Below are 23,640 nucleotides of genomic sequence, written 5' to 3'. Positions count from 1 at the left end.
GTTTAGAAATAGTGACGTACTTTCGAGAACACGTCGCCGTCGAGAATCGGTTTACCGTACTCCTCGAGCATAGCGAGGGTTTGCGTACTGAACGACAAGTATTCGGCTAAAAGACTGAGGACGTTCTCTTCTTCTTCCGGCTCCATCTCGTCCGGGAAGTCGATCCACAAGTAGTAACGGTTTTCATAATGGAATAACTTGAGGGTGACGTTACTCAGCGTATCACCGGCCCGTTTGCTCAGAGCGATAATCGCCTCAAAGTCATCCGTATCCATAGCTAACGGAGCCCACGCCTCCGGTTCAGCTTCGACTTCATCGAGTTCACTCAACTGGTCGAGGACAGACTGTTGATCACGCGCTTCGTCGATTGCGTTGCGCAAGAGCGACCCGAGTTCTGCGTCGTCTTCTGTGTCGATCACATTTTTCGCGATCGTGACGGTCACTTCAAGTCCTTTTTCAAACGCTTGTACTTGTATCCATAGTGGACCATCGAACGAGATATCTTCCCGTTCGTGCGCTTCGTCCATCATCTGCCAGAACAGCTGCTCACCACGTTCTCGGTTGTACCAAATTTCATCCCGGGCGAATCCGCGTTTCTCGATATCGACATAAGTGATGAAAAACTTGACGGTATTGTCATTGATGCGCTCAATTTTCACGATTGTCCACTCCCTTCTGACCTCACTCCTACTTCTTAAGGAGGAGAGGGGAAATTGTCTTGTTATCATAGTACCCTTTTTTTGACCTGTCAATCTATTGATGATGGGGTATGTACCACTATTTTATCGGAAAAACGAGATAATAAAAAGCACACTGCTTAGACAGTATGCTTCCTCACTCGTTGACGAGTCGTTGCGCTTCTTGAAGTTGGAACGTACGAACTTTGCGAGGCAAGAATCGACGAATCTCATCTTCGTTATATCCGACTTGAAGGCGTTTTTCATCAATCAAAATCGGACGGCGAAGGAGGCCCGGATATTCTTGAATCAAATCGTACAACTGCTGAAGCGAAAGTGCGTCGACCGATACATCGATTTTCGAGAAAACTTTTGAGCGGGTCGAGATGATCTCATCTGTGCCGTCTTCTGTCATGCGTAAAATCTGTTTAATCTCATTGAGTGAGAGTGGTTCTGAGAATATGTTTCGTTCTGTAAATGGGATATCATGCTCTTCGAGCCAAGCCCGTGCTTTTCGGCACGATGTACAGCTCGGAGACGTATAAAGTGTGACCATTTTCGTTCCTCCCTGATCAAATGTTCGTCCATTTTTTTAGTGACTCTTCTTGTATACCCAAAATCTCGTTCACGTAATTATAATAATTCTTATTTATTGAAACTTCAATGATATTCTTTCTCATCGGGGTAAGAAAAGAGGACGCATTCAGAAGAATGCGACCTTGATCGACCGTTCTACGAAGCTGGAATCCGAGAAACCGGTTGTGACACCGTTTCTTTCCCTGGCTTCACTTGCAAGTCTTTCAATTTCTTCTTGAGCACTTCTTTTAACAGTTTCTTTTTCTGTTGCAGTACTTTGTCACGCTCTTTCATGGTCTCTCACCCCCATGGACGAAAGGAAAAAACCAACCATTACTGTATCTGAAAATCTTAAAGTTGCACTAATCTATAGTTAAATTATAGCACATTCTATTGAAAAATGTTGAACAATCTCGTAAAAAATCATGATTTCACATGTTCCAAATTTGCATTTGCTTATCCATTCCCGTATAGTTAATAGAAATAATCTTTGAAATCACCAAGGAGGAGAGCACGAATGAGAATCACGTTAGAAACGATCATGCAGCATCACGTCACCCAGAAATACTTGACACGATCTGGATTAAAACATGCCGTTGACGTCTGTGAACGCGCTCTCGAATTGGCGACACGACGAGGGCTCGACACCGATCTAGCAACGAAGGCTGCACTGCTCCACGACATCGGTCATTACGAATGGTACACCGAAGGCAAGTGGAACTACGACTTGTATCGCCAAAACGATATCCACGCCATCAAAGGCGCGGAACGAGCACATAAACTGTTGATCCGGCTCGGAGAAGATCCGGCTCGGGCCAAGGAAATTTCCGTCATGATCCTGCTTCATACGGATTCTTACCTTCCGCCTAACCGCATCCAACGGACCCCGCTCCAACAGCTCGTCCATGACGCCGATACGTTCGTCGAACAGCCGGGCGGCCTCCACCACTACGAGACGATGGAGATTGAAGACGCGCTCGCTCGCGTCCGTTTAATCGATGCCGTCGTCGAGCGTCTCTCGAACTTGCCGCGCATCTCAAACGCCTAACACCGTCCGGGTCTCCCACGGTGTTTTCGTTTGAGCAAAAAAGCCCTAAAATCCAATTGGATTTTAGGGCTTTTCGTATTAGACGAGCTGGGCTTTATACGCCTCATATTCTGCGTCTGTGAGCGAAACATAGTGACCTGGTTCGACTTCGCGAAGCGCAGGGATGCTCGAATCTTCATCCGACCGTCCGACAGCACCAAGTGAGCCAGATTCGTAGACGATCCGCTTACGTGTCCGTTCATGTTCTGGATCCGGAAGCGGGATTGCAGACAAGAGCGATTTCGTATAAGCGTGAATCGGGTTCTCGTACAGGCGCTCTGCCGGTGCAAGCTCGACGAGGTGACCTTGGTACATAACGCCGATCCGGTCCGAGATATACTTGACCATCGACAAATCGTGGGCGATGAACAAGTACGTGAGATCACGGTCACGTTGCAACTCTTTCATCAAGTTGACGACTTGAGCTTGGATCGACACGTCGAGTGCTGAGATCGGCTCATCGGCGATGATGAAGTCCGGTTCAACAGCGAGCGCACGGGCAATCCCGATCCGCTGACGCTGTCCGCCTGAGAATTCGTGCGGGTAACGGCTCGCATGCTCTTTCGTGAGGCCGACCGTCTCGAGAAGGTCGTACACACGGTTCATCCGGTCTTCTTTCGTCTTGGCAAGGCCGTGGATATCGATGCCTTCAGCGATGATATCAGCGACCGTCATCCGCGGGTTGAGCGACGCATACGGATCTTGGAAGATCATCTGCATAGCCCGGTTGAATTTTAACTTCTCAGCCTTATTCTTTTTCCCGTGGACGTTCTCACCTTTGAAAAGAACATCGCCGTCGGTTGCATCGTAAAGGCCGATGATCGTACGACCTGTCGTCGATTTACCGCAACCCGACTCTCCAACGAGACCGAGCACTTCACCTTTGTAAATATCGAACGAGATGCCGTCGACCGCTTTGACGACGCGGCCTCGGCCAATTTTAAAGTGCTGCTTCAGGTCTCGTACTTCTAATAATTTCTCACGTTCCATTATTCAGCACCACCTTTCAAAATCGATTTCGCGAACGCGCTGTCAGGACGATATTTGAGCGCGAGATCGCGGATCGCTCGCGGCGGCGTCACTTGCGGTGCTTGTGGGTGCAAGAGCCAGCTCGCTGCATAGTGTGTATCGCTAATTTGGAACATCGGCGGTTCTTTCTCGAAATCAATTTTCATCGCATACGGATTACGCGGTGCGAACGCGTCACCTTTCGGCGGGTCAAGCAAGTTAGGCGGCGTGCCCGGGATGGCCGGGAGCGCTTCGTTCGGATCATCGGTCGGACGCGGCATCGATCCGAGCAGTCCCCAAGCGTACGGGTGACGCGGCTCATAGAAGATCTCATCGACCGTTCCTCTTTCGACGATTTTACCGGCGTACATGACGGCGACACGGTCAGCCATGTTCGCGACGACACCGAGGTCGTGCGTGATGAAGATGATAGCCGTACCCGTTTTTTGCTGAATGTCTTTCAACAATTCTAAAATTTGGGCTTGGATCGTCACGTCGAGTGCCGTCGTCGGCTCATCGGCAATCAACACTTTCGGGTTACATGCGAGCGCGATCGCGATGACGATCCGTTGACGCATACCGCCTGAAAGTTGGTGCGGATATTGCTTAAGACGTGCCTCTGGGTTCGGAATCCCGACGAGTGTGAGCAATTCGAGCGTACGCTTCTTCGCATCTTCCCCCGTCAATCCTTGGTGTTGCTTCAATCCTTCGGCAATCTGTTTGAAGATTGTCATCGTCGGGTTGAGTGACGTCATTGGATCTTGGAAGATCATCGCGATGTCGCGCCCGCGGATTTTCAACATTTCTTTTTCTGACAACTTCGCCAAGTCTTTTCCTTCGAACAAAATTTCTCCGTTCGTGATCTCACCTGGCGGGTTCGGAATGAGACGCATGATCGCTTTCGATGTGACGGATTTACCAGAACCCGATTCACCAACGATTGCGAGCGTCTCGCCTTTTTTCAAATCAAACGATACGTTGCGGACGGCTTGTACCGTTCCGGCATACGTATGGAACGAGACCGCTAAGTCTCGGACAGATAAAATCGTTTCCATGCACGAGTCCCCCTCTGTTTAAATTATTTACGCATTTTCGGGTCGAACGCATCACGCAAGCCATCGGCGAGCAAGTTGAAGCTGACCATGAGCAAGACGATGATGATTGACGGAATGACGAGCAAGTACGGGAACGTCCGTAGCTCTTTGTATCCGTCGTTGATCAACGTACCAAGTGACGCTTGTGGCGGTTGAAGTCCGATCCCGATGAAGCTGAGGAACGCCTCGAAGAAGATGGCAGATGGAATCGTGAACATGAGTGTGATGATGATCGCACCGAGCGTGTTCGGGATCAAGTGTTTGAAAATCAAACGGTTACTTGAAGCACCGAGCGTACGGGCAGCCAACACAAACTCTTGGTTTTTCAGTTTCAAAATCTGACCGCGGACGAGTCGACTCATCCCGATCCAGCCGGTGATGGCCATCGCCAAGATAATGGTGAAGACACCTGGGTCAAAGATCAAGATGAACAAGATGATCAAGATCAAGTTAGGAACACCAGTCAAAATCTCGACGATCCGTTGCATGATGTTGTCAATGCGGCCACCAAAGTAAGCCGAGACGCCGCCGTAAGCGACACCGATGACCGTATCGATGATTGCGGCCATCAAACCGATGAAGAGCGAGATACGAGTCCCTTCCCAAACACGCGACCAAAGATCACGCCCGAGGTAATCGGTACCGAACCAGAAGTTCTCTTCGACGTTTTTCTGTTCATAGAAGTTGATGTCACGCCCACCGAGGTTGGCCATGCCGTCAAATCCGGCCCACTCAAGTCCTGTGACTTTAGGCGGTAGTTTCGCTTGTGAGATATTTTGTTCATAGGCGTCACGGGCTGAAAGCATCGGACCGAACAACGCGAGCAACACTAAAATTAAAATGATCGACAGCGAGAAGATGGCCGCTTTGTTTTTCTTAAGACGAAGCCATGCATCTTGCCAGAAGTTCAAACTTTTCCCGGCAATTCGTTCACCGAGCTGTTCGTTCATCTCGACACGTTGGAACATGTCTTGGTCGAACTGCTCGAAATCTTTTTTATTTTCAATCATCAGTTATCCCCCCCAAGACGAATACGTGGGTCAACGACTCCGTAGAGCAAGTCAACAAGTAAAATAATTACAATGAACAGAGCCGAGAAGAAGAGCGTCGTGCCCATGATGACCGAATAGTCATTCAACGTGATCGACGTTACAAACAATTCACCAAGTCCCGGAACGGCAAAGATTTTCTCGATAACGAACGTACCTGTGAGTAGCGCAGCCGTCATCGGTCCAAGGATTGTGATCGCTGGAATCATGGCGTTACGCACCATATGTTTCCACACGATTGCATTCCCGGTTAATCCTTTTGCTTTCGCGAGCGTGACATAGTCTTGTCCGGTCACTTCTAGCATCTCGGTCCGTACGAAACGGGCGATCGACGCGGTGACCCCGAGCGACAACGAGATGGTCGGAAGGATCGTATGCGCCGGCGAGTCCCAGAACGCGACAGGCAATACGCCCCATTTTACCCCAACGTAGTATTGAAGGAGGGCCGCAAAGACGAACGACGGGACAGAGATCCCGATTACCGACACAAACATTGAACCATAATCGATGTACGTGTTATGGCGAATCGCTGCAACGATCCCGAGCAATAGTCCTGTCAGCGTACCAAGCACTAGTGCCTGAATACCTAACTGGGCCGATGGTCCGATTCGTTCCATGATCAACTCCGTCACTGGCCGGTTGGCCGTACGGAACGATACGCCGAGGTCGCCTTGGACAAGGTTCCCTAAGTAAGTCGCATAACGAACTGGAAGCGGATCATTGAGTCCGTAACGATCGTTCAAGATCTGAATTTGCGTTTCCGTCAATTTTTCCTGGTTCTGATACGGTGAACCTGGAAGCAGGTCCATCAGGAAAAATGTGAACGTCGCAATCAAGAAGAACGTGATGAGGCCGTAAACCAGCCGCTGAAGAATATAACGTCCCATAATAAAAACCCCCTGTTTTTCTAATTGTGTCTATGCTTGCACCAACAGCGTCACTATGACATATTTCCCATTTCTTGAATTCACAAAATGAAAGGAATTTTCTGAAAGAATAGGTCAAACGTCATCTCAAGGCTCTTAGCACAGCATATGAAAATCAAAAAACCCTCAGTTTCTGAAGTATTCTGAATTTTCACTGTTACTCCATTATACTTTACCAACAAAACATTTGAATAGTATTTTCTCTCAATTCGATATTTTTTTTAGAAAAGTGGGGACATGCTTGCGCATGTCCCCTCTCCTATTTAGTTGATATCAACGTATTTGTACTGGTAATCAGCACCGAAAAGTTGACGGTTGAAGTTCTCGATGTTCGGACGAATCAAGTAAGCGACACCGGCCTGATAGATCGGCATGATTGCTTGGTCTTGTTCGATCAAGAGCGTTTCTGCTTCTTTGAATTTGTCATAACGAGCATCGATCGCTGTTTCAGCCGAAGCTTCATCGATCAACTTGTCGTATGCTGCCGACTTGTACTTGATGTCGTTTTGACCGTTGTCTGACGTGAAGATGCCAAGGTTAGTGAGCGGGTCTTGATAGTCAGGTCCCCAAAGGGCGAATGACATCTGGTAGTCCCCGTTCGCTTCGCGTTCGAGCTTGTTGTTGAACGGTTGTTGCGAGATGTTGACCGTTACGTTCGGCAAGTTCGACTCGATTTGGCCTTTCATGTACTCTGAGATTTGTTTTGAAACTTCACTGTCGAATGAAAGCAATTCGATTGTGGTCGCTTCGCCACCAGTTGCTTCTTCCCAAAGCGTTGCTGCTTCGTCAGTGTTTGTCTCGAAGTGTTGGACGCCTTCTGTGTAATCCGTTCCGTCTTCATACTTGATGAATTCTTTCGGGATGAACGAAGTCGTTGCGATTGAACCGTTGTTCAACAGTTGGTCGATGATACCGGCCGGGTCAACGGCTCGAGCGATTGCTTTACGTGCGTTCACATCAGCGAATACTTCATCTTCATGGTTGAACTTGAAGTAACCGATCGCTGAACGAAGTCCTGTGTTGTAGTCTTCGTCTTCTTGGAAAGCAGCGACTTGCTCAGACGCGAGGCCTGCGTAATCAACATCGCCTGCTTCATACAAGTTGACGACCGTTGACGTATCTTTGACAACACGAACGTCTACTTTGTTGAGAGCGACGTTGTCGGCATCCCAGTACGTATCGTTTTTCGTCAAGACATAGCCTTGTTCACGATCCCACTCTGACCATGTGAACGGACCGTTGTAGAGAAGGTTCTCTGTGTTTTTTGCGAAGTCCGCTCCTTGCTCAGTTGCGAACGCTTCATTGATCGGTGTGAACGTACCGAACGATGTGAGTGAGACGAACGATGGGTCCGGACGCTCGAGTGTAACTTCTAGCGTTTTCTCATCGATTGCTTTCACACCGAGTTCTTCTTTAGGAAGGTCACCCGTGTTGATCGCTTCGGCATTTTTTACAGTGTTCATGATATACGCATATTGCGAACCAGTTTCTGGGTCCACGGCACGTTGCCAAGCGTAAACGAAGTCATTCGCTGTGACCGGCTCACCGTTCGACCATTCGGCGTCACGAAGCGTGAACGTGTAGACGGTTTCGTCTTCGTTCAATTCCGGCTCTCCTTCAGCGATGGCTGGAACGGCTTGCCCTTCTTGATCAAGACGGTAAAGACCTTCCATTGTGTTGGCGATCAAGTTGAACGCGACTGCGTCCGTTGCGAGCGCCGGGTCGGCTGTAGTAATGTCAGACGTGTCCGTCAAACGAAGTACTTTGTCTCCGTTCGAAGACGAACCGCCGTCAGAGTCTCCGCCAGTCGAGCAAGCGGCGAGCACTGAACCGAGCGCTAAGATGAGTGTCATCATTAGCAAAATCGATTTTTTCTTCATTGCGATGTCCCCTTTCTAATCTCGTGAAGCTTAGCATTCCGTCGGACTAACATCTTACTCTTTTTCTTTAATTTTCTGAATATTACATAAAGTATCCGACGAAAGAACGTTAGGGCTATTGTAAAAAATTTTTAATCAAACTGTCAACTATGGAATAAACCGCTGTCATTTAAAAAAACTTCCTTCTCGCCATAATAGCGGGACTACGCGTATCATAGAACCATAAGCAAACGTGATAAATTGGCGTCATCACGTTGAAAGGAGTTTGTCACATTGAAAAATTTTAGAAGTATATTAATCGTTTGGGGAATTGTCACAATTGCCTATACGGTTTGGTCGTATGTGTCGTATTACCGCGCGGAATCGTTCGCGTTTCATTTGAGTGGCGGCTTGTTCGTCGCCGGCATGATCGTCTTCGCGTACGGGATGTTCTCACAGATGAGCGCTTCAGGATTGTTCGACGGGATCATGTACGGGTTTAAACGAAATCGCCGCGCCAAACTAAAGGAAATCGATTCCGATTATGAAGAAGACGAAAAAGACGACGACGAGATGAAAGAAGAACGTTCCGCCCGTAAACAGTCGGCTTGGCGTTGGGTATACGTCGGGATTGGCAGTGTCATCCTGTCATACGTCATCACCCTCGTTTGACCTTTTTGTTTTTCCACCAATATGCTAAACTAAATGCAGAACATAGGAAACACAAGGAAGAAGACAAGTACCTCGAACTCCCTCTCCCCCAGAGAGTCTACGTTGCTGCGAGTAGACGGAGAGCGTTCAAGCGAATGGACTTCAGAGTGGCTCACCTGAATGGTAGTACGGTGAGACGGTTACGCCCGTTAACGCGATCAAGTGGCATGATTTCATGCAAATTTGGGTGGCACCGCGGTTATTCGTCCCGATTTTTCGGGCGGAGAACTGCGGTTTTTTATATTTTATGGAGGTGTAGGCATGGCAACGATATTTTCAGGCATTAAACCGACCGGCGTTGTGACGCTCGGTAACTACTTAGGGGCGATGAAACAATTCGTCGATCTTCAAGAAGAACATGACGCGTACTATTGTATCGTCGATCTTCACTCGATCACGGTCCAACTTGACCGCGTCGAGCTGATGGACAACACCCGCAAGCTGGCGGCGCTCTATCTCGCCTGCGGACTTGACCCTGAGAAGGCAACGATCTTCGTCCAGTCAGAAGTAAAAGCGCACGCCCAACTCGGATGGATGTTGACGTGTATCGCTGGGATGGGCGAACTCGGTCGGATGACGCAGTACAAAGATAAATCGCAAGGTAGCGATAACGTCGGGGCCGGGCTGTTCATCTATCCGACACTCATGGCGGCGGATATTCTACTTTATGGGACAGAGCTCGTGCCGGTCGGTGACGATCAAAAACAACATATCGAACTGACGCGCGACTTGGCCGAACGGTTCAACAAACGCTATTATGAGACGTTCAAGATTCCTGAGCCGCTCATTCAAAAAGAAGGGGCTCGGATCATGAGTTTGACGAACCCCGAGAAGAAGATGTCGAAATCGGACGCGAACATTAAAGGCTTCATCTCGATGCTTGACGAACCGAACGTCATCCGTAAAAAAATCAAGAGCGCCGTCACGGACTCGAGCGGCGTCATCAGCTTCGACCGGGAGAATAAGCCGGGCATCTCGAACTTGCTCGAGATTTACTCGTTGTCGACGGGTACTTCGATAACAGATCTCGTGACTCAATACGCAGACTCGAACTACGGAACGTTCAAGCAAGACGTCGCCGAAGCGGTCGTCGCCATGCTCGAACCGATTCAAGCGCGCTATCACGAACTCGTCGACTCGTCAGAGCTTGATGCGATCCTTGATGCCGGCCGTGAGAAAGCCGAAGCGGTCGCGAACAAGAACCTCGCCAAGATCGAGAAAGCGATGGGCTTAAGCCGAAAACGTGCCAAAGTGAAAAAATAAGCCAGAGCCGCCCAACGCATGCGTTGGGCGGCTTCTTTATGGAAGAACACAAAAAAAGAAAGAAACAGGCGTCCCTGTCTCTTTCTGGTGAATGTTGCTTATTGCTCTTTGCCTTCGATGAATGCCCACTTGTACGAGTAGTCAGCGCCGAATCCGTGTTCAACGATTCCTTTAACGTACGGCTTCGTGAGACGAGCTGATCCGCGTTGGTAAACTGGCGAGATCGCGTTCTCTTCAAGAACGATTTTCTCTGCATCTTGAAGCTCTTTCCAACGTGCTTCAGCATCTGTGTTCGCTTTCGCAGATTCGATGAGTGCATCGAATTCTTCGTTCGACCACTTACCACGGTTGTATGGTCCGTCAGTTACGAAGAGGTCAACAAATGTCATTGGATCCTGGTAGTCAGGTCCCCAGCCTGCGAATGTAAGCTCAAAGTCACCTTTGTTCTCGAGGTCGAGTTTGTTGTTGAACGGTTGTTGCTTGATCGTAAGCGTCATGCCTGGAAGGTTCTTCTCAAGTTCACCTTTGATGAACTCACCGATTTGCTTCGCAGACTCTGAGTCGTAGTTGAGGAGTTCGATTTCGACAGAATCTGTCCCGAGCTCTTCAAGTCCTGCTTCCCAAAGTTTTTGTGCTTCTTCAACGTTGTAACCACCGATGTCGCCGTTAGCGTCACGGAAATCTGCACCGTCTGGGCCTGTTACGAAGTCTTTCGGCACGAGGTAGTTCGCAGGTACTGAACCGTTCGCGAGAAGCGTTTCAGAGATTGCTGCTTTATCGTAAGCACGGTCGATCGCGTTACGGATATTTTGGTTGTCGAACGCTTCAACTTCAGTGTTGAACTGGAGGTAGAAGAGTGTCGGTTCAACGACAGTCGAGAATTCTTCGCTGTCTTGGTATTGAGCAACGAGTTCAGAAGTCAAACCAGTGCGGTCAACGTCGCCGTTTTCGTACAAGTTGACGCCCGTTGAAACTTCTTTAACGACTTTAACGTCGATTTCGTCGAGTTTGACGGCTTCAGCATCCCAGTAGTCGTCGTTTTTGACCATTTTCCAGCCTTGCTCGCGCTCCCAGCTTTCGAGTTTGAACGGTCCGTTGTAGAGCGTCGTCTCTGCAGACGTACCGAAGTTCTCGCCTTGTTCTGCGTCGAACGCTTCAAGTTTAGGCATAAATACGCCGAAGCTTGTGAGACCAAGGAAGTATTCAGCTGGTGCTGTCAATTTAACTTCAAGTGTCTGATCGTCAGTTGCTGTAACGCCGACCGCGTCACGCTCGCCTTCGCCAGTGTTGTAAGCTTCAGCGCCTTCGATGACAGACATGACGTAAGCATATTGTGATCCGTTGTCCGGATTAAGTACTTCTTTCCAAGCGTATTCGAAGTCGTTTGCCGTTACAGGCTCACCGTTAGACCAAGTTGCGCCTTCACGGATTTTGAACGTGTACGTTTTACCGTCTTCAGAAACTTCGTGTGACTCAGCCATCCCTGGTGTTGGGTTGTCTTCTTCGTCCATACGGTAGAGACCTTCGTTAACGTTGTTCAAGACGTTGAACGATACTGCGTCAGTCGCGAGAGTTGGGTTAAGTGAAGGAATGTCTGCACTGTCGAGCAAGTTGAGGACTTGCGCTTCATCTGCACTACCTTCTGAACCTCCGTCTCCGTTTGTTGTCGTTGTTTCTTCTTCCCCACCCGAGCAAGCTGCTAGGAACGCGCTAGATAGAAGCGTTACCGACGTTGCTAATGCAAAACCTTTTTTCTTATTCATTACGATGACCCCCTGATTATTTTCGTTTTAACGAAATGAACGATGGTAGAAAATTCTGAAAGTTAACTTTACAAAATTTGTTACCACAATCCCGTTGATGCAATAATACAATATTCTGATAATTTTGCAAAGTATTTATTTTGATTTTTCTAAAAAATTTTTACCATAGGCTAAAAGCCCGCCTAGGGAGACGGGCTTTTAGCTCATTTTTTATAAACTTTTGAAAAAGTTAGGACGTACGAAGGACCGATGACCGGAAATCCAATTTCCGCATAGGTGGAATCGACCGCGTAAGTTCTTCCAGCTTGGTAGATTGGAATAACGACTGCCTCTTCCAACAAGCGTTTTTCGGCTTGACGATACGCTTCGTTCCGCGCCTCGAGTACCTCAGTCGAGCGTGCCTCCTCCATCAGCCGATCGAACGTCTCGTCTTTATAACCACTCGAATTCAAATAATTTCCTGTTTCAAATTGAGTCAAATAAGCACTGAACGCCGGATAATCCGGTTGCCAACCAGACAGCGACAGCGCATAGTCACCTGCGACTTCTTTCCTAACTTTGTCACCGAGCGGCAGTTCCGTGATAGAAACAGACAGCCCCGGAAGTTTTTCAAGTTCGGTTTCAATCGTCTCGGCGATTTGTCTCGCTTCTTCATCGACAAAGCTGAGTAATTCGATGTCAATCGTTTCTTCTTCGTAGCGCTCTTTGACCGACTCGAACAACGAAGACGCATCTTCTTCAAACGAGACGTCTTGCGCACTGCCGTCTGTGACGAGCAACCGGTCCGTCGTTTGTTCGGCGCGGGCGAGTGTGTCGGTGAACGACTCGCGATCGAGCGCAATCGCGAGCGACCGGCGGAAGTCAGGGTCATCGAACGGATATTCATCGACGTTCGATTTCAAATAGAAGACACCGCTCCGAGGTACATCGATGATTTCACTTTCAAGTGAATCGATCACGCTTTCTTCCGTCCCATAAGGAAGCGGGTGAATGCCCGTTGCTTCCGTCCCGAGCGCTTCGTCCGCCCACATGATGATGCGCTCGAGCGTGACATTATCAGCGTCGTGATAAGATTCGTTTTTCGTCAGCGTCACTTGGGCCGCATCGATCGATTCGATTTGAAACGGTCCGTTCGCATCGAGTTCTGGCCAAGCCCCGATGGCTGTTTGCGGAAGAAACGCCGGCATTGCCAAAATCTCCTCGAACCCTTCCATCGGTCGTTCGAGCGTCAATTCGAGTGTCTGCGCATCGACCGCTTTGATACCAAGCGTCTCCGGCTCGGCTGTTCCGAGACTGATTTCTTTTCCATTTTTAACATCTTCAAGTAAGAAACTAAACGGTGAGTTCGTATCGTCATCCGCGAGTTTTCTGAAATGGTCGACGAACGTCTCGGCGGTCACCGCCTTACCGCCCACCGTCTGACTCGGCTTTAGCGAGAACGTGTACGTCGCACCGTCCTCTGACCGGGTCAATTTCTCGACGAGACCCGGTTCAATTTCACCGTCCGCCCCGAAGCGATACAATCCCTCATAGACATGAGACAATATCGTCTGGGAACTCGGGTCGATGGCGAGTAACGTGTTCGGTTGCTCCGGTAACGTCTCCCCGTGGATCGTCACGACTTGTTCTTCTTGCGGTACTAGTTCACGTGCCTGCTCGCGTTGTCCGTTCCAAATGATCAAAAAAAGTATAAGGACTGAACCCAACAAGGCGGCACCGATGATAAAACGTTTCATTCGGCATTCTCCCTTCTGTTAGACCAACCCTTATACCCTACCCGTTTTTAACCTATTTTTCTACAATCAGTCTGTCACTTTTGCGAATGCGAGTGTCGCATTATGGCCTCCGAAGCCGAGTGAATTGCTCAGTGCGTACTGAATATCAAGTTCCCGCTTTCCTTCTCGAACATAATCAAGGTCACAGTTTTCTGCCGGTTCGTCACAGTTGATCGTCGGATGAATCTGACCCTCATGAATCGACAACGCCGTGATGACCGCTTCGACGCCGCCCGCAGCACCTAGCAAATGCCCGATCATCGATTTCGACGAGTTGACGGCGAGCTGATCAGCATGTTCCCCGAACACGTTGCGGATCGCTTTCGTTTCTAACATATCGTTTAGTGGTGTGCTCGTCCCGTGGGCGTTAATGTACTGGACGTCTTCCGGCGCGATTCCGGCGTCACGCATCGCTTCACTCATCGCTTTCGACCCGCCTTCCGCTTCCGGTGACGGTGCCGTGATATGGTAGGCGTCCGAGCTCATCCCGTATCCGACGACTTCGGCATACATTTTGGCACCGCGCGCTTTCGCGTGCTCATATTCTTCGAGAACGAGGACGCCTGCGCCTTCGCCCATAATGAACCCGTCACGATTTGCATCGAACGGACGGCATGCCGTCGCCGGATCTGGGTTCGTCGATAGCGCCTTATTGGCACAGAACCCTGAAAACGACAACGGAGTGATTGGTGCTTCGGCCCCGCCTGCGAACATCGCGAGCGCATCGCCGCGTTGAATGACCCGGAACGCTTCACCGATCGAGTTCGTGCCTGAAGCACAAGCCGTCACCGAGCAGTTGCTCGGTCCTTTCGCCCCGAGGTAGATCGAGACTTGGCCGCTCGCCATGTTCGGGATCATCATCGGAATGAAGAACGGGCTGATTCGGCGTGGTCCGCGTTCATGCAAGATGCTCGCTTGTTTATCGATCGTCTCGACGCCGCCGATGCCGCTCCCGATCCACGTCCCGACTTTGTCCGCCATCGCTGTCACATCTAGACCGCTATCCCGATGTGCGGCGTCCGCTGCTAAAATTGAGTATTGGATGAACGAGTCCATCTTCCGAGCTTCTTTTGGCTCAACCAAATGCTCGATATTCCATTCTTTGACTTCAGCGCCGACTTTTGCCGGGTACTGGCTAATATCAATCTTCGTCAACGTATCGACCGCATTGTCCCCGTTCAATAGCCGACCCCACATTTCTGTGACATCATTGCCTAACGGTGATACGACACCTAACCCTGTAATGACTACTCGTTTCATGAACAAATCTCCTCCGTGATTTTAGCGTTATTCCATGTGAGACAGCTCGCTCCCCAAGTGAGCCCGGCACCAAAGCCGGCAATGACGACCGTTTGTCCGGCCGTGACCTTCCCGATTTTAACCGCTTCAGCAAGCGCGAGCGGAATCGAGGCGGCCGATGTGTTCGCATGGTCTTGAATCGTGACGACTACTTTGTCTTCAGCGAGCCCTAACCGCTCTATCGCCGCGTCAATGATGCGGCGGTTCGCTTGATGCGGGACTAAGACGTCCATGTCGGCAATGTCTTTACCGGCTTGATGAAGCGCCTCTAACACGATGTCCGGCATTTTCCGGACCGCGAACTTGAACACTTCGCGCCCGTTCATGACGATTTTACCATCTGCATTCTCATATAAGAACTTCCCACCCGTACCATCGCTCCCAAGAACGATCGAATCGATTGCCGCGACGTCATCTTCCCCTAATACGACAGCACCTGCGCCATCACCGAACAAGACGGCAGTCGAGCGGTCGTCCCAATCGATCAAATTGCCCATCTTTTCGGCTCCGATGACGAGTGTACGTTTAAAGCCTTTCGACTGCATCAAGCTCTTCGCCGTATCCATCGCGAAGATGAAGCCGCTACAGGCGGCGCTGACGTCAAATGCGACGGCGCGTTTCGCGCCTAAGTTCGCTTGGACGAGACAAGCTGTCGCCGGGAATGATGGTGCCGTCGCCGTCGCGCAGACGATCGCGTCGATGTCCTCGATCACAACCCCTGCGCTCGCAAGCGCCCGTTTAGCGGCCCGAGTCGCCATGTCCGCTACCGACATGTCCGCATCGGCCAAATGACGCGCCTCGATCCCGGTCCGGGTCCGAATCCATTCGTCGCTCGTATCCATACGTTTTTCCAAATCGACGTTCGTGACCCGGTTATCCGGAAGGAACGAACCGATGCCGATGATTCCAATGTTCATAGCTATAACCCCTATTCTTAGTATCTGGTACTAATATAAGGGAATGAAAAAGGGATGTCAACGCATCCCTCTCGAATTATTCACTTTGTCCGAGCCGTTTCGTGACCGCCATGACCATTTTCGCCGAGTTGATCGATGCCGTCTCTAAAAATTCATCGAACGACAAGTTCGCCTCTTCGTCGGCGCTGTCTGAGATTGAACGTGTGACGACGAACGGCACTCCGAACTGGTGGCACGTCTGGGCGATCGGGGCCGCTTCCATTTCAACGGCTGCGACACCATCAAAGTGTCCTAAAATTTCCGCGACTCGTTTTGAATCGTTGATGAACGAGTCCCCTGTGACGATCAGCCCGGTGTGGACGTTCACATCGTGCAAGCTCTCAATGACTTCCTTACAGACATCCACCAAGTGCGCGTCCGCTTTATACGCAGCAGGCATGCCCGGGACTTGGCCGTACTCATAGCCGAACGCTGTCACGTCGACATCGTGGTGGCGGACTTCCGTCGAGACGACGACGTCTCCGACTTTCATCCCTTTCTTGAAGCCCCCGGCAGAACCGGTGTTGATGACGACGTCTGGTTTGAACTTGTCGAGCAAGAGCGTCGTCCCGATGGCCGCGTTCACTTTTCCGATCCCTGACTTTAAAATGACGACCTTGACGTTGCCAAGGTATCCTTCATAGAAGTGATAGTTCGCAATCTCAGTATCCGTCCGTTCTGTCAATTCGTTACGAAGCAAGTTCACTTCTTCTTCCATCGCCCCGATGATTCCGATTTTCATGTGATAGCCTCCTCAGAAAGAGAGCGACCTCCAATTGGATGCCGCTCTTTTTGTCATTATTTGATTTCTTTAATTTCGACGACCATGTCGCCACCAGGTGTCTGCACGTTCACGACGTCTCCGACGGTACGACCGAGAAGCGCTTTCGCGATCGGTGATTCGTTCGAGATTTTCCCGGTGAACGGGTCAGCCTCGGCACTGCCGACGATTGTATATGTTTCGTCTTCATTGTCTGCTTGAATGAAGAACGTCACCGTTTTCCCGATTGCGACCATTGAATTGTCCGCACCGTCGTCTTTGATGATGACGGCGTTACGAAGCATCTCTTCAAGTTGTGCGATGCGTCCTTCGACCATAGCCTGCTCTTCTTTCGCTGCATCGTACTCAGCGTTCTCAGACAAGTCTCCGAAGTCACGGGCAATCTTAATACTTTCAACGACTTCTTTACGGCGCACTGTCTTCAGTTCATTCAATTCATGTTCAATCTTGTCTTGTCCTTCTAACGTCATGTAATGTTGCTTTTCAGCCATATCCGTCACTCCTTCATTGTCTCCTAGTATATTACAGCAAATCAGAATTGAAAACGATTTATTTTAGTAGGCCCGATTGCGTTCCGTGAGCACCCAGCGGATCTTCGTCACGAGCAGATCGATGGCGACAAAATTCTCGCCGCCTTCAGGGACGATGATGTCCGCGTAACGCTTCGTCGGCTCGCAAAATTGCAAGTGCATCGGACGGACGACGTTCGTATATTGGGCGACGACCGAATCGATCGAGCGTCCCCGCTCGTTAAGATCGCGTTGCATCCGGCGTAAAATCCGGACGTCGGCGTCTGTGTCGACGAACACTTTAATATCCATCAACTCACGAAGACGGTCGTCCTCGAGTGCTAAAATCCCTTCGACGATGACGACGTCGACCGGTTGGATCAAAATCGTCTCGTCCGAACGTGTATGGGCCGCATAATCGTAAACCGGCTTCTCGATCGCCTGATGATTTTGCAACTGCTTGATCTGTTCGATCAACAAATCGTTGTCGAATGCGAACGGGTGGTCATAGTTCGTCTTATATCGCTCTTCCATCGTCATTTCTGACTGGTCTTTATAGTAGGCATCTTGCTCGATCATGACGACCGATTGTCCTTTGAACGCATCCACGAGTGCACGGGCGACGGTCGTCTTTCCAGATCCAGTCCCACCGGCCACGCCGATAATGACGGGTTTATGTTGCATCAAAGTTAAATCCTCCTCATCGTAATTTACGACTGATTGCTAGGCCATCACCGAGAGGCAAAATCGCGGTGTGATAATCGGTCCGTGCCATCAATTGCTCAGTAAACTGTTTTACGAGACGGACGAGCCGGCGTCTCCGACGGTCAAGAACTGACACGTCTTCGAGCAGGACGTCTCCTCTCAAAAACAAATTATCGCTGTAAATAGTACCACCAATTGGTACTAAAGCGCCATACCCATCAAAGAATTTTTGATATTGGCCTTTGGCTGCATCGATGAAAACCGCATCAAACGGTCCTTCGATCGACCCAATCAGTTCGACCGCATCGCCGTGAATGACGGTGATCCGGTCCGAGACGTCCGACCGTCCGATAAAGCCGAGCGCTTCCTCGTAACGACGTGCGTTGCGTTCGATTGTGACGATCTCGGCCTCTGGCAACAGCTCAGCCATGCGGATCGCACTGTATCCGATCGCCGTCCCGACTTCAAGTATACGCTGCGGCCGTTGCATCGCGAGTAACGATAATAACACCTCTGAGCCGGTCAAGTCCATGATCGGCACGTGATGAACGCGCGCAAACTCTTCCATCTCCGCTAAGAGCGGTGACCGGTTTAAAATCAAGTCCTCCACGTATCCTTCATAGGATGAATGTTCCACGTCTTACACCTCTTACTCTCTATTCATTCAAACGACCGGAAGCCAAGGCCTCCGGTCGCATATCTATCAGTTGTTCGCTTCTTCGAACGCTTCCCATTCGGGGCGATATTTGTTGACGTTCTGTTGATGTGCCTCATATGTCACTTCAAACAGAACTTCTCCGCTCGGGAAACCTTCGCGAGGCGGCCGTGCGTAGAAATAAACGTTGTCTGTATCGTTCGGGTTGAGCGTCGCTACGAACGCATCACGACTGACCGAGGCAATCGGACCAATCGGGATCCCTGCGTAACGGTATGTGTTATACAGTGAATCGTTTTGCAAATCATTGAACGACGTGAAAATTGACGTCTCACCCGTTCCGTACCAAACGGTCGGGTCGGACTGCAACTTCATCCCGTCCGCAAGCCGGTTCTCAAACACGCCGGCAATCTCTTGACGGTCTTCTGTCGATACCGCTTCTTTTTCGATGACGGAAGCGAGGGCGAGCGTCTCGTGGAACGTACGTCCTGACGCCTCGACAGTATCAGCATACTCGAGATAAAGCTGTTCGGTCGGCTTAAGCATCTCATCGATGATTTGTGTGAGCGTGACACCTTTGTCGAACTCATACGTGGCCGGGAACAAGTAGCCCTCGAGCGGATGATAAATCCCTTCTGCTAACACTTCTTCGGTCAACATCTCGTGTTCGGCAACGAGTGAACGGATATATTCCTGATCGCTCAGCTGTGCCGAAATCTCTTCTTTTGGAATTTCAGCCACGTTGGCGAGCCGCGCGATGACTTGATCGATTGTGAATCCTTCTGGAATGACGAGTTTGATGTCAGGTACGACGATCACTTTACCCGTCTTCAGCGTGGCGATCAACTCGTCAAGTGACTGTGACGGCGACAGCGTATACGTCCCCGCTTGGAACGATGACTCATTTTTAAACCGTGTGTATAAACGGAAAATCGTGCTATTCCTCACAAGTCCATTCTCTTCGAGTAGTTCGCCAATATAACCTGAGCCTGCACCGAGCGGAACCTCGACTTCGACCGTTTCGGACGAAGCGGGGTCGATCGGCTCAAGTGACCGCTTTACGAATGCATACGAGACAGCGGCGCCCGTGGCGATGACAAGAAGAAAGACAGCAAGGATAATAACCGTGATGCGTCGAACGATCCGGCTACGCGCACGCTTCTCATCAGGCATCGATGGATGGTTCATGCGTGTTCTCCCCTGTTCTTCTGTATGAAGATGGGCGACGAGGGTTTACCCTAGCCGCCCGTCCATTTATTAGTCTAATCCGACTTCGTCGTTGACGATGTCGAACGCTTCCATCACTTCATCAAAGTCGTCATCATCTTCGACGAGTTTCAAGATGAACTCACCATCTTCAAGTTCTTCGATTTCAAACGCGTAAACTTCGATTGTATCTTCATCTTCTGTTTCCGGGTTACCGACTGGTTCGAGGACAACAAACGTCTTTTTCGAACGGTCGCTCGTCATACGGAAAATTTCTGCAAATAAATGCTCGTCTCCATTTTCATCTGGAATACGGTACATTTCTTCTTCACGACGGATTTCTGCCATGCGTAGTTCCTCCTTATTTCCCTGGACGATCCAGGTAATTTTGTAAAATCATGACGGCTGCCATCTTATCGATGACGGCCTTTCTCTTTTTACGGCTGACGTCTGCTGAAATGAGCATCCGCTCCGCTTGCATCGTCGTTAAACGTTCGTCGACAAGAACCGTCGGCAAACCGGTCGCCTCGGTGAGGGCAGCGGCAAACGCCTGTGACGCCTCACCCCGAGGACCGATCGTTGCGTTCATGTTCTTCGGAAGACCAACGACGACTTCTTTCACATCGTACTGCTCGATAATCGGTCGAAGCAAACGAACAGCCTGTTCAAAGTCGGGTTCCGTCCAATAGACCGTCTCCACACCTTGCGCCGTCCAACCCATGAGATCGCTCACTGCGACCCCAATCGTCTTCGAGCCGACATCAAGCCCCATAACTCGCTTCATATTAGTCCTCTTTCCGATCGTTCAAATACGATTTGACCAACTCTTCGAGCAGTTCATCTCGCTCAATTTTGCGAATCAAGTTTCGCGCATCGTTATGACGCGGAATGTAGGCAGGGTCACCTGACAACAAGTATCCGACGATTTGATTGATCGGTTGGTAGCCTTTTTCCTCGAGTGCTTGATACACCGTGATCAGTGTCTCTCGAGTATTGGCTCGATTATCATCTTCTGGAAAATTGAATTGCATCGTGCGATCCATTTGGCTCACAAGAATCCACCTCTTTCCGTTTGCACTTCACATTCTATTATGCCAGTGATTGAACGTAATGTGAAGCAAACTTCAATGCTTCGTCCAGTTTTGTCGCATCACGACCTCCGGCTTGCGCCATATCAGGACGGCCGCCGCCGCCTCCACCGCAACGAGTCGCGACTTCTTTAATCAATTTCCCGGCGTGGAAACCGCGGTCGTTCAAGTCTTTCGTCACACCTGCGACGAGGTTGACCTTGTCACCGTTCGCTGATCCGAGAATGATGACGGCTGATCCAAGTTTTCCTTTCAACTCGTCGACCATGCCCCGGAGCGCATCCATATCCTGTCCGTCGACACGTTTGGCGATCAATTGGACGTCGCCGTACGTCTCGATCGAATCCGTGAGCGTTGACGCCTCGATGTTCGCAAGTTTGGCTTTCAACGACTCGGTCGCGCGTTCCGTCTCTTTCATTTCAACTTGAAGCGCTTGGACGCGAGTAGGCACTTCGAACGGTTTCGTCTTCAACAGTTTCGCAGCCGCTTCAAGCGTCTCGATATGTTGGTTCATGACTTCATACGCGCCAGCGCCTGTGACTGCCTCGATCCGGCGAGTCCCGGCCCCGATACCTGACTCAGACAAAATTTTGAACAAACCGATTTCAGCCGTGTTGGCGACGTGGCAACCTCCGCATAGCTCGACCGAGTAATTACCGGCCGCGACGACGCGGACGACGTCCCCGTACTTCTCTCCGAACAGCGCCATCGCTCCCTTCGCTTTCGCGTCGGCGATGTTCATCTCTTCGATATCGACACCGATTGATGCCCAAATCTTCTCGTTCACTTGACGTTCGATCGACTGGAGTTCTTCCGCTGTCACTTGACCGAAGTGCGAGAAGTCGAAGCGGAGACGGTCCGGTGTCACGAGGGATCCGGCTTGATTGACGTGCTCACCGAGCGTATCTTTCAAAGCGCGGTGCAACAAGTGCGTCGCCGTATGGTTCTTGATGATCGCTTGGCGCTCGTCTTTATCGACCGTAGCCGTCACCGCGACCTCAGCCTTGGCGATCCCTGAATCGACGACGACCGTATGCAAGTTTTGACCGTTCGGTGCTTTCGATACACCCGTGACGCGCAAGACGAAGTCCGTTCCGACGATTCGGCCTTTGTCGCCGACCTGACCGCCACTCTCGGCGTAGAACGGCGTGTGGTCAAGGATGACTTGCGCCTCTTCTCCTGCCGCGACAACGTCCGCAAGCTCGCCGTTATGAATCAAGCTGACGATTTTCGCTTCAGACTCAAGGTTCGTGTACCCGACGAATGATGACGGGAGCGTGATGTCAGCGAGGACACCGGATTGAATTTGCATCGACTCGACGTCAGCACGTGCCGTACGGGCCCGTTCACGTTGTGCGTTCATCGCTTGCTTGAATCCATCCTCATCGACCGTCAACTTGTGGTCTTCTGCGTATTCGATCGTCAACTCGAGCGGGAAACCGTACGTGTCATATAGACGGAACGCGTCTTCTCCGCTGATCACGTTCGATCCAGTTGCTTTTTGTGCTTTCGCGACTTCGTTCAAGATCGCAAGGCCGTCGTGAAGCGTCTCGTGGAAGCGCTCCTCTTCGTTCTTGATGACTTTTTTGATGAAGTCCTTTTTCTCACTCACTTCTGGATAGAAGTCGACCATGATGTCGCCGACGACGTCGACGAGTTCAAACATGAACGGGCGCTCGATCCCAAGCATCTTCGCGTAACGGACGGCACGACGGAGCAGACGGCGCAACACGTAGCCGCGGCCTTCGTTTGACGGGAGTGCCCCGTCCCCGATCGCGAACGATACGGTCCGGATGTGGTCGGCGATGACTTTGAACGCAACGTCTTTACTGTTGTTAGCCCGATACGTCTCACCGCTGATTTTTTCTGTCTCGCGAATGATCGGCATGAACAAGTCGGTGTCGAAGTTCGTCGGCACGTCTTGAAGCACACTCGCCATTCGCTCGAGTCCCATCCCTGTATCAATGTTTTTACGCGGGAGCTCGGTGTAGTTGCCGTGACCGTCATGGTTGAACTGGCTGAAGACGATGTTCCAAATTTCAAGGTAACGCTCGTTTTCGCCGCCTGGATAAAGTTCCGGGTCGGTCGGGTCGTCACCGAACGCCGGGCCGCGATCGAAGAAGATCTCCGTATTCGGGCCAGACGGGCCTTCGCCGATCTCCCAGAAGTTTTCTTTGAGCGGGATGATCCGGTCAGCAGGAACACCTAACTCGAGCCAAATTTGTTTCGCTTCCTCGTCGTCCGGGTGAATCGTTACCGACAAAAAGTCCGGGTCAAGCCCGTACCAGTCGTCGCTCGTGAGTAATTCCCAACCCCATTTGATGGCGTCTTCGCGGAAATATTCACCGACCGAGAAGTTCCCGAGCATCTCGAAGAACGTATGGTGACGCGCTGTCTTCCCGACGTTCTCGATATCGTTCGTCCGAATCGACTTCTGGGCGTTGACGATACGCGGGTTTGCCGGAATGACGCGGCCGTCAAAATATTTTTTAAGCGTCGCGACGCCTGAGTTGATCCAAAGAAGTGTCGGGTCCTCGACCGGTACGAGTGAGGCACTCGGCTCGACCGCGTGTCCTTTTGACTTAAAGAAATCTAAATACATTTGGCGAATCTCGGCGCCGGTTAATGGTTTGAGCGGTTTCATCAACAATTC

24 protein-coding genes and 1 other annotated feature are annotated in these 23,640 nt (G+C 50.5%); of the genes, 3 read left to right on the top strand and 21 right to left on the bottom strand.

What is annotated here, in order from left to right; translation table 11 throughout:
- Positions 1–2: 2 nt before the first annotated feature.
- From mecA to EVJ20_RS15190, 3 genes are all read right to left on the bottom strand, one after another.
- Positions 3–659, bottom strand: a complete 657-nt coding sequence (mecA, locus tag EVJ20_RS01190; RefSeq protein WP_071399493.1) for an adaptor protein MecA — start codon at positions 657–659, stop codon at positions 3–5.
- A 175-nt stretch (positions 660–834) separates the two neighbouring features.
- The gene (gene spxA / locus EVJ20_RS01185; protein WP_015881217.1) at positions 835–1,233 is read right to left on the bottom strand and encodes a transcriptional regulator SpxA; all 399 of its coding nucleotides are present in this window, start codon (positions 1,231–1,233) and stop codon (positions 835–837) included.
- 176 nt (positions 1,234–1,409) lie between these two features.
- Positions 1,410–1,547 carry a hypothetical protein gene (locus EVJ20_RS15190; protein WP_167331259.1) on the bottom strand — a complete coding sequence of 46 codons (138 nt, stop codon included), beginning with the start codon at positions 1,545–1,547 and terminating at the stop codon, positions 1,410–1,412.
- A 223-nt stretch (positions 1,548–1,770) separates the two neighbouring features.
- On the opposite strand from EVJ20_RS15190, the gene EVJ20_RS01180 reads away from it, so the two are divergent.
- Entirely contained in the window at positions 1,771–2,301 is a 531-nt protein-coding gene (locus EVJ20_RS01180) for an HD domain-containing protein (protein ID WP_070327633.1), read from the top strand.
- Positions 2,302–2,379: 78 nt separating this feature from the next.
- Here the strand turns inward: EVJ20_RS01180 and EVJ20_RS01175 are convergent, their stop codons facing one another.
- From EVJ20_RS01175 to EVJ20_RS01155, 5 genes are all read right to left on the bottom strand, one after another.
- Entirely contained in the window at positions 2,380–3,330 is a 951-nt protein-coding gene (locus tag EVJ20_RS01175) for an ABC transporter ATP-binding protein (protein ID WP_131465411.1), read from the bottom strand.
- Positions 3,330–4,403, bottom strand: coding sequence for an ABC transporter ATP-binding protein (locus EVJ20_RS01170; protein WP_131440849.1), 1,074 nt, complete (start codon positions 4,401–4,403; stop codon positions 3,330–3,332). Before EVJ20_RS01170 ends, EVJ20_RS01175 begins: the two co-directional genes overlap by 1 nt.
- 23 nt (positions 4,404–4,426) lie before the next feature.
- Complete coding sequence (opp3C, locus tag EVJ20_RS01165; protein WP_070327636.1) at positions 4,427–5,452, bottom strand: oligopeptide ABC transporter permease; 1,026 nt, start codon at positions 5,450–5,452, stop codon at positions 4,427–4,429.
- Complete coding sequence (opp3b, locus tag EVJ20_RS01160; RefSeq protein ID WP_131440851.1) at positions 5,452–6,378, bottom strand: oligopeptide ABC transporter permease; 927 nt, start codon at positions 6,376–6,378, stop codon at positions 5,452–5,454. The genes opp3C and opp3b overlap by 1 nt, the downstream gene beginning before the upstream one ends.
- Positions 6,379–6,680: 302 nt before the next feature.
- Entirely contained in the window at positions 6,681–8,297 is a 1,617-nt protein-coding gene (locus EVJ20_RS01155; protein ID WP_131465413.1) for a peptide ABC transporter substrate-binding protein, read from the bottom strand.
- Between the two features lie 273 nt (positions 8,298–8,570).
- Here EVJ20_RS01155 and EVJ20_RS01150 point away from each other — a divergent pair, with 273 nt between their 5' ends.
- Together EVJ20_RS01150 and trpS are read left to right on the top strand one after the other, a co-directional pair.
- Positions 8,571–8,948: a DUF3899 domain-containing protein gene (locus EVJ20_RS01150; protein WP_131440855.1), complete on the top strand. Its 378-nt coding sequence runs from the start codon at positions 8,571–8,573 to the stop codon at positions 8,946–8,948.
- 45 nt (positions 8,949–8,993) lie between these two features.
- Positions 8,994–9,201 (top strand) — a binding site (T-box leader).
- Positions 9,202–9,248: 47 nt separating this feature from the next.
- The gene (trpS, locus tag EVJ20_RS01145; protein WP_131489878.1) at positions 9,249–10,250 is read left to right on the top strand and encodes a tryptophan--tRNA ligase; all 1,002 of its coding nucleotides are present in this window, start codon (positions 9,249–9,251) and stop codon (positions 10,248–10,250) included.
- Positions 10,251–10,348: 98 nt separating this feature from the next.
- Here the strand turns inward: trpS and EVJ20_RS01140 are convergent, their stop codons facing one another.
- The 13 genes from EVJ20_RS01140 to alaS all read right to left on the bottom strand — a co-directional run bounded on the left by EVJ20_RS01140 (position 10,349) and on the right by alaS (position 23,631).
- Complete coding sequence (locus EVJ20_RS01140) at positions 10,349–12,013, bottom strand: peptide ABC transporter substrate-binding protein (protein WP_070327641.1); 1,665 nt, start codon at positions 12,011–12,013, stop codon at positions 10,349–10,351.
- A gap of 203 nt (positions 12,014–12,216) precedes the next feature.
- Positions 12,217–13,749 carry a peptide ABC transporter substrate-binding protein gene (locus EVJ20_RS01135; RefSeq protein ID WP_131506872.1) on the bottom strand — a complete coding sequence of 511 codons (1,533 nt, stop codon included), beginning with the start codon at positions 13,747–13,749 and terminating at the stop codon, positions 12,217–12,219.
- Between the two features lie 66 nt (positions 13,750–13,815).
- Positions 13,816–15,048: a beta-ketoacyl-ACP synthase II gene (gene fabF / locus EVJ20_RS01130; protein ID WP_071399481.1), complete on the bottom strand. Its 1,233-nt coding sequence runs from the start codon at positions 15,046–15,048 to the stop codon at positions 13,816–13,818.
- Complete coding sequence (locus EVJ20_RS01125; RefSeq protein ID WP_131465417.1) at positions 15,045–16,004, bottom strand: beta-ketoacyl-ACP synthase III; 960 nt, start codon at positions 16,002–16,004, stop codon at positions 15,045–15,047. The genes fabF and EVJ20_RS01125 overlap by 4 nt, the downstream gene beginning before the upstream one ends.
- Positions 16,005–16,080: 76 nt before the next feature.
- A complete protein-coding gene (gene mtnN, locus EVJ20_RS01120) occupies positions 16,081–16,785 on the bottom strand; it encodes a 5'-methylthioadenosine/S-adenosylhomocysteine nucleosidase (RefSeq protein WP_131465419.1) in 705 nt (234 codons plus the stop codon).
- A gap of 56 nt (positions 16,786–16,841) precedes the next feature.
- Complete coding sequence (greA, locus tag EVJ20_RS01115) at positions 16,842–17,315, bottom strand: transcription elongation factor GreA (RefSeq protein WP_070327646.1); 474 nt, start codon at positions 17,313–17,315, stop codon at positions 16,842–16,844.
- 63 nt (positions 17,316–17,378) lie between these two features.
- Positions 17,379–18,017 (bottom strand): uridine kinase, encoded by a 639-nt coding sequence (gene udk / locus EVJ20_RS01110; RefSeq protein ID WP_070327647.1) that lies wholly within the window; start codon positions 18,015–18,017, stop codon positions 17,379–17,381.
- Between the two features lie 16 nt (positions 18,018–18,033).
- Positions 18,034–18,675 (bottom strand): O-methyltransferase, encoded by a 642-nt coding sequence (locus EVJ20_RS01105; protein ID WP_131465421.1) that lies wholly within the window; start codon positions 18,673–18,675, stop codon positions 18,034–18,036.
- A gap of 66 nt (positions 18,676–18,741) precedes the next feature.
- Positions 18,742–19,881 (bottom strand): endolytic transglycosylase MltG, encoded by a 1,140-nt coding sequence (mltG, locus tag EVJ20_RS01100; RefSeq protein ID WP_131465423.1) that lies wholly within the window; start codon positions 19,879–19,881, stop codon positions 18,742–18,744.
- Positions 19,882–19,950: 69 nt separating this feature from the next.
- Entirely contained in the window at positions 19,951–20,247 is a 297-nt protein-coding gene (locus tag EVJ20_RS01095) for a DUF1292 domain-containing protein (RefSeq protein WP_131506870.1), read from the bottom strand.
- Between the two features lie 13 nt (positions 20,248–20,260).
- Positions 20,261–20,683, bottom strand: a complete 423-nt coding sequence (ruvX, locus tag EVJ20_RS01090; protein ID WP_070327649.1) for a Holliday junction resolvase RuvX — start codon at positions 20,681–20,683, stop codon at positions 20,261–20,263.
- 1 nt (position 20,684) lies between these two features.
- Positions 20,685–20,951 (bottom strand): IreB family regulatory phosphoprotein, encoded by a 267-nt coding sequence (locus tag EVJ20_RS01085; protein WP_035386073.1) that lies wholly within the window; start codon positions 20,949–20,951, stop codon positions 20,685–20,687.
- Positions 20,952–20,988: 37 nt separating this feature from the next.
- Entirely contained in the window at positions 20,989–23,631 is a 2,643-nt protein-coding gene (alaS, locus tag EVJ20_RS01080; protein ID WP_131506868.1) for an alanine--tRNA ligase, read from the bottom strand.
- Between the last annotated feature and the right edge of the window lie 9 nt (positions 23,632–23,640).

The sequence above is a fragment of the Exiguobacterium sp. SH0S1 genome, assembly GCF_004337165.1.
Taxonomy (GTDB): domain Bacteria; phylum Bacillota; class Bacilli; order Exiguobacteriales; family Exiguobacteriaceae; genus Exiguobacterium; species Exiguobacterium aurantiacum_A.
This window is presented reverse-complemented; position numbering and strand designations above follow the sequence as displayed.

Excerpts from the sequence above, each read along its gene's own strand:
- spxA (WP_015881217.1), bottom strand. The coding sequence starts at position 1,233 with ATGGTCACACTTTATACGTCTCCGAGCTGTACATCGTGCCGAAAAGCA.
- EVJ20_RS15190 (WP_167331259.1), bottom strand. The coding sequence starts at position 1,547 with ATGAAAGAGCGTGACAAAGTACTGCAACAGAAAAAGAAACTGTTAAAA.
- EVJ20_RS01180 (WP_070327633.1), top strand. The coding sequence starts at position 1,771 with ATGAGAATCACGTTAGAAACGATCATGCAGCATCACGTCACCCAGAAA.
- EVJ20_RS01175 (WP_131465411.1), bottom strand. The coding sequence starts at position 3,330 with ATGGAACGTGAGAAATTATTAGAAGTACGAGACCTGAAGCAGCACTTT.
- EVJ20_RS01170 (WP_131440849.1), bottom strand. The coding sequence starts at position 4,403 with ATGGAAACGATTTTATCTGTCCGAGACTTAGCGGTCTCGTTCCATACG.
- opp3C (WP_070327636.1), bottom strand. The coding sequence starts at position 5,452 with ATGATTGAAAATAAAAAAGATTTCGAGCAGTTCGACCAAGACATGTTC.
- opp3b (WP_131440851.1), bottom strand. The coding sequence starts at position 6,378 with ATGGGACGTTATATTCTTCAGCGGCTGGTTTACGGCCTCATCACGTTC.
- EVJ20_RS01155 (WP_131465413.1), bottom strand. The coding sequence starts at position 8,297 with ATGAAGAAAAAATCGATTTTGCTAATGATGACACTCATCTTAGCGCTC.
- trpS (WP_131489878.1), top strand. The coding sequence starts at position 9,249 with ATGGCAACGATATTTTCAGGCATTAAACCGACCGGCGTTGTGACGCTC.
- EVJ20_RS01140 (WP_070327641.1), bottom strand. The coding sequence starts at position 12,013 with ATGAATAAGAAAAAAGGTTTTGCATTAGCAACGTCGGTAACGCTTCTA.
- EVJ20_RS01135 (WP_131506872.1), bottom strand. The coding sequence starts at position 13,749 with ATGAAACGTTTTATCATCGGTGCCGCCTTGTTGGGTTCAGTCCTTATA.
- fabF (WP_071399481.1), bottom strand. The coding sequence starts at position 15,048 with ATGAAACGAGTAGTCATTACAGGGTTAGGTGTCGTATCACCGTTAGGC.
- EVJ20_RS01125 (WP_131465417.1), bottom strand. The coding sequence starts at position 16,004 with ATGAACATTGGAATCATCGGCATCGGTTCGTTCCTTCCGGATAACCGG.
- mtnN (WP_131465419.1), bottom strand. The coding sequence starts at position 16,785 with ATGAAAATCGGAATCATCGGGGCGATGGAAGAAGAAGTGAACTTGCTT.
- greA (WP_070327646.1), bottom strand. The coding sequence starts at position 17,315 with ATGGCTGAAAAGCAACATTACATGACGTTAGAAGGACAAGACAAGATT.
- udk (WP_070327647.1), bottom strand. The coding sequence starts at position 18,017 with ATGCAACATAAACCCGTCATTATCGGCGTGGCCGGTGGGACTGGATCT.
- mltG (WP_131465423.1), bottom strand. The coding sequence starts at position 19,881 with ATGAACCATCCATCGATGCCTGATGAGAAGCGTGCGCGTAGCCGGATC.
- EVJ20_RS01095 (WP_131506870.1), bottom strand. The coding sequence starts at position 20,247 with ATGGCAGAAATCCGTCGTGAAGAAGAAATGTACCGTATTCCAGATGAA.
- ruvX (WP_070327649.1), bottom strand. The coding sequence starts at position 20,683 with ATGAAGCGAGTTATGGGGCTTGATGTCGGCTCGAAGACGATTGGGGTC.
- alaS (WP_131506868.1), bottom strand. The coding sequence starts at position 23,631 with ATGAAACCGCTCAAACCATTAACCGGCGCCGAGATTCGCCAAATGTAT.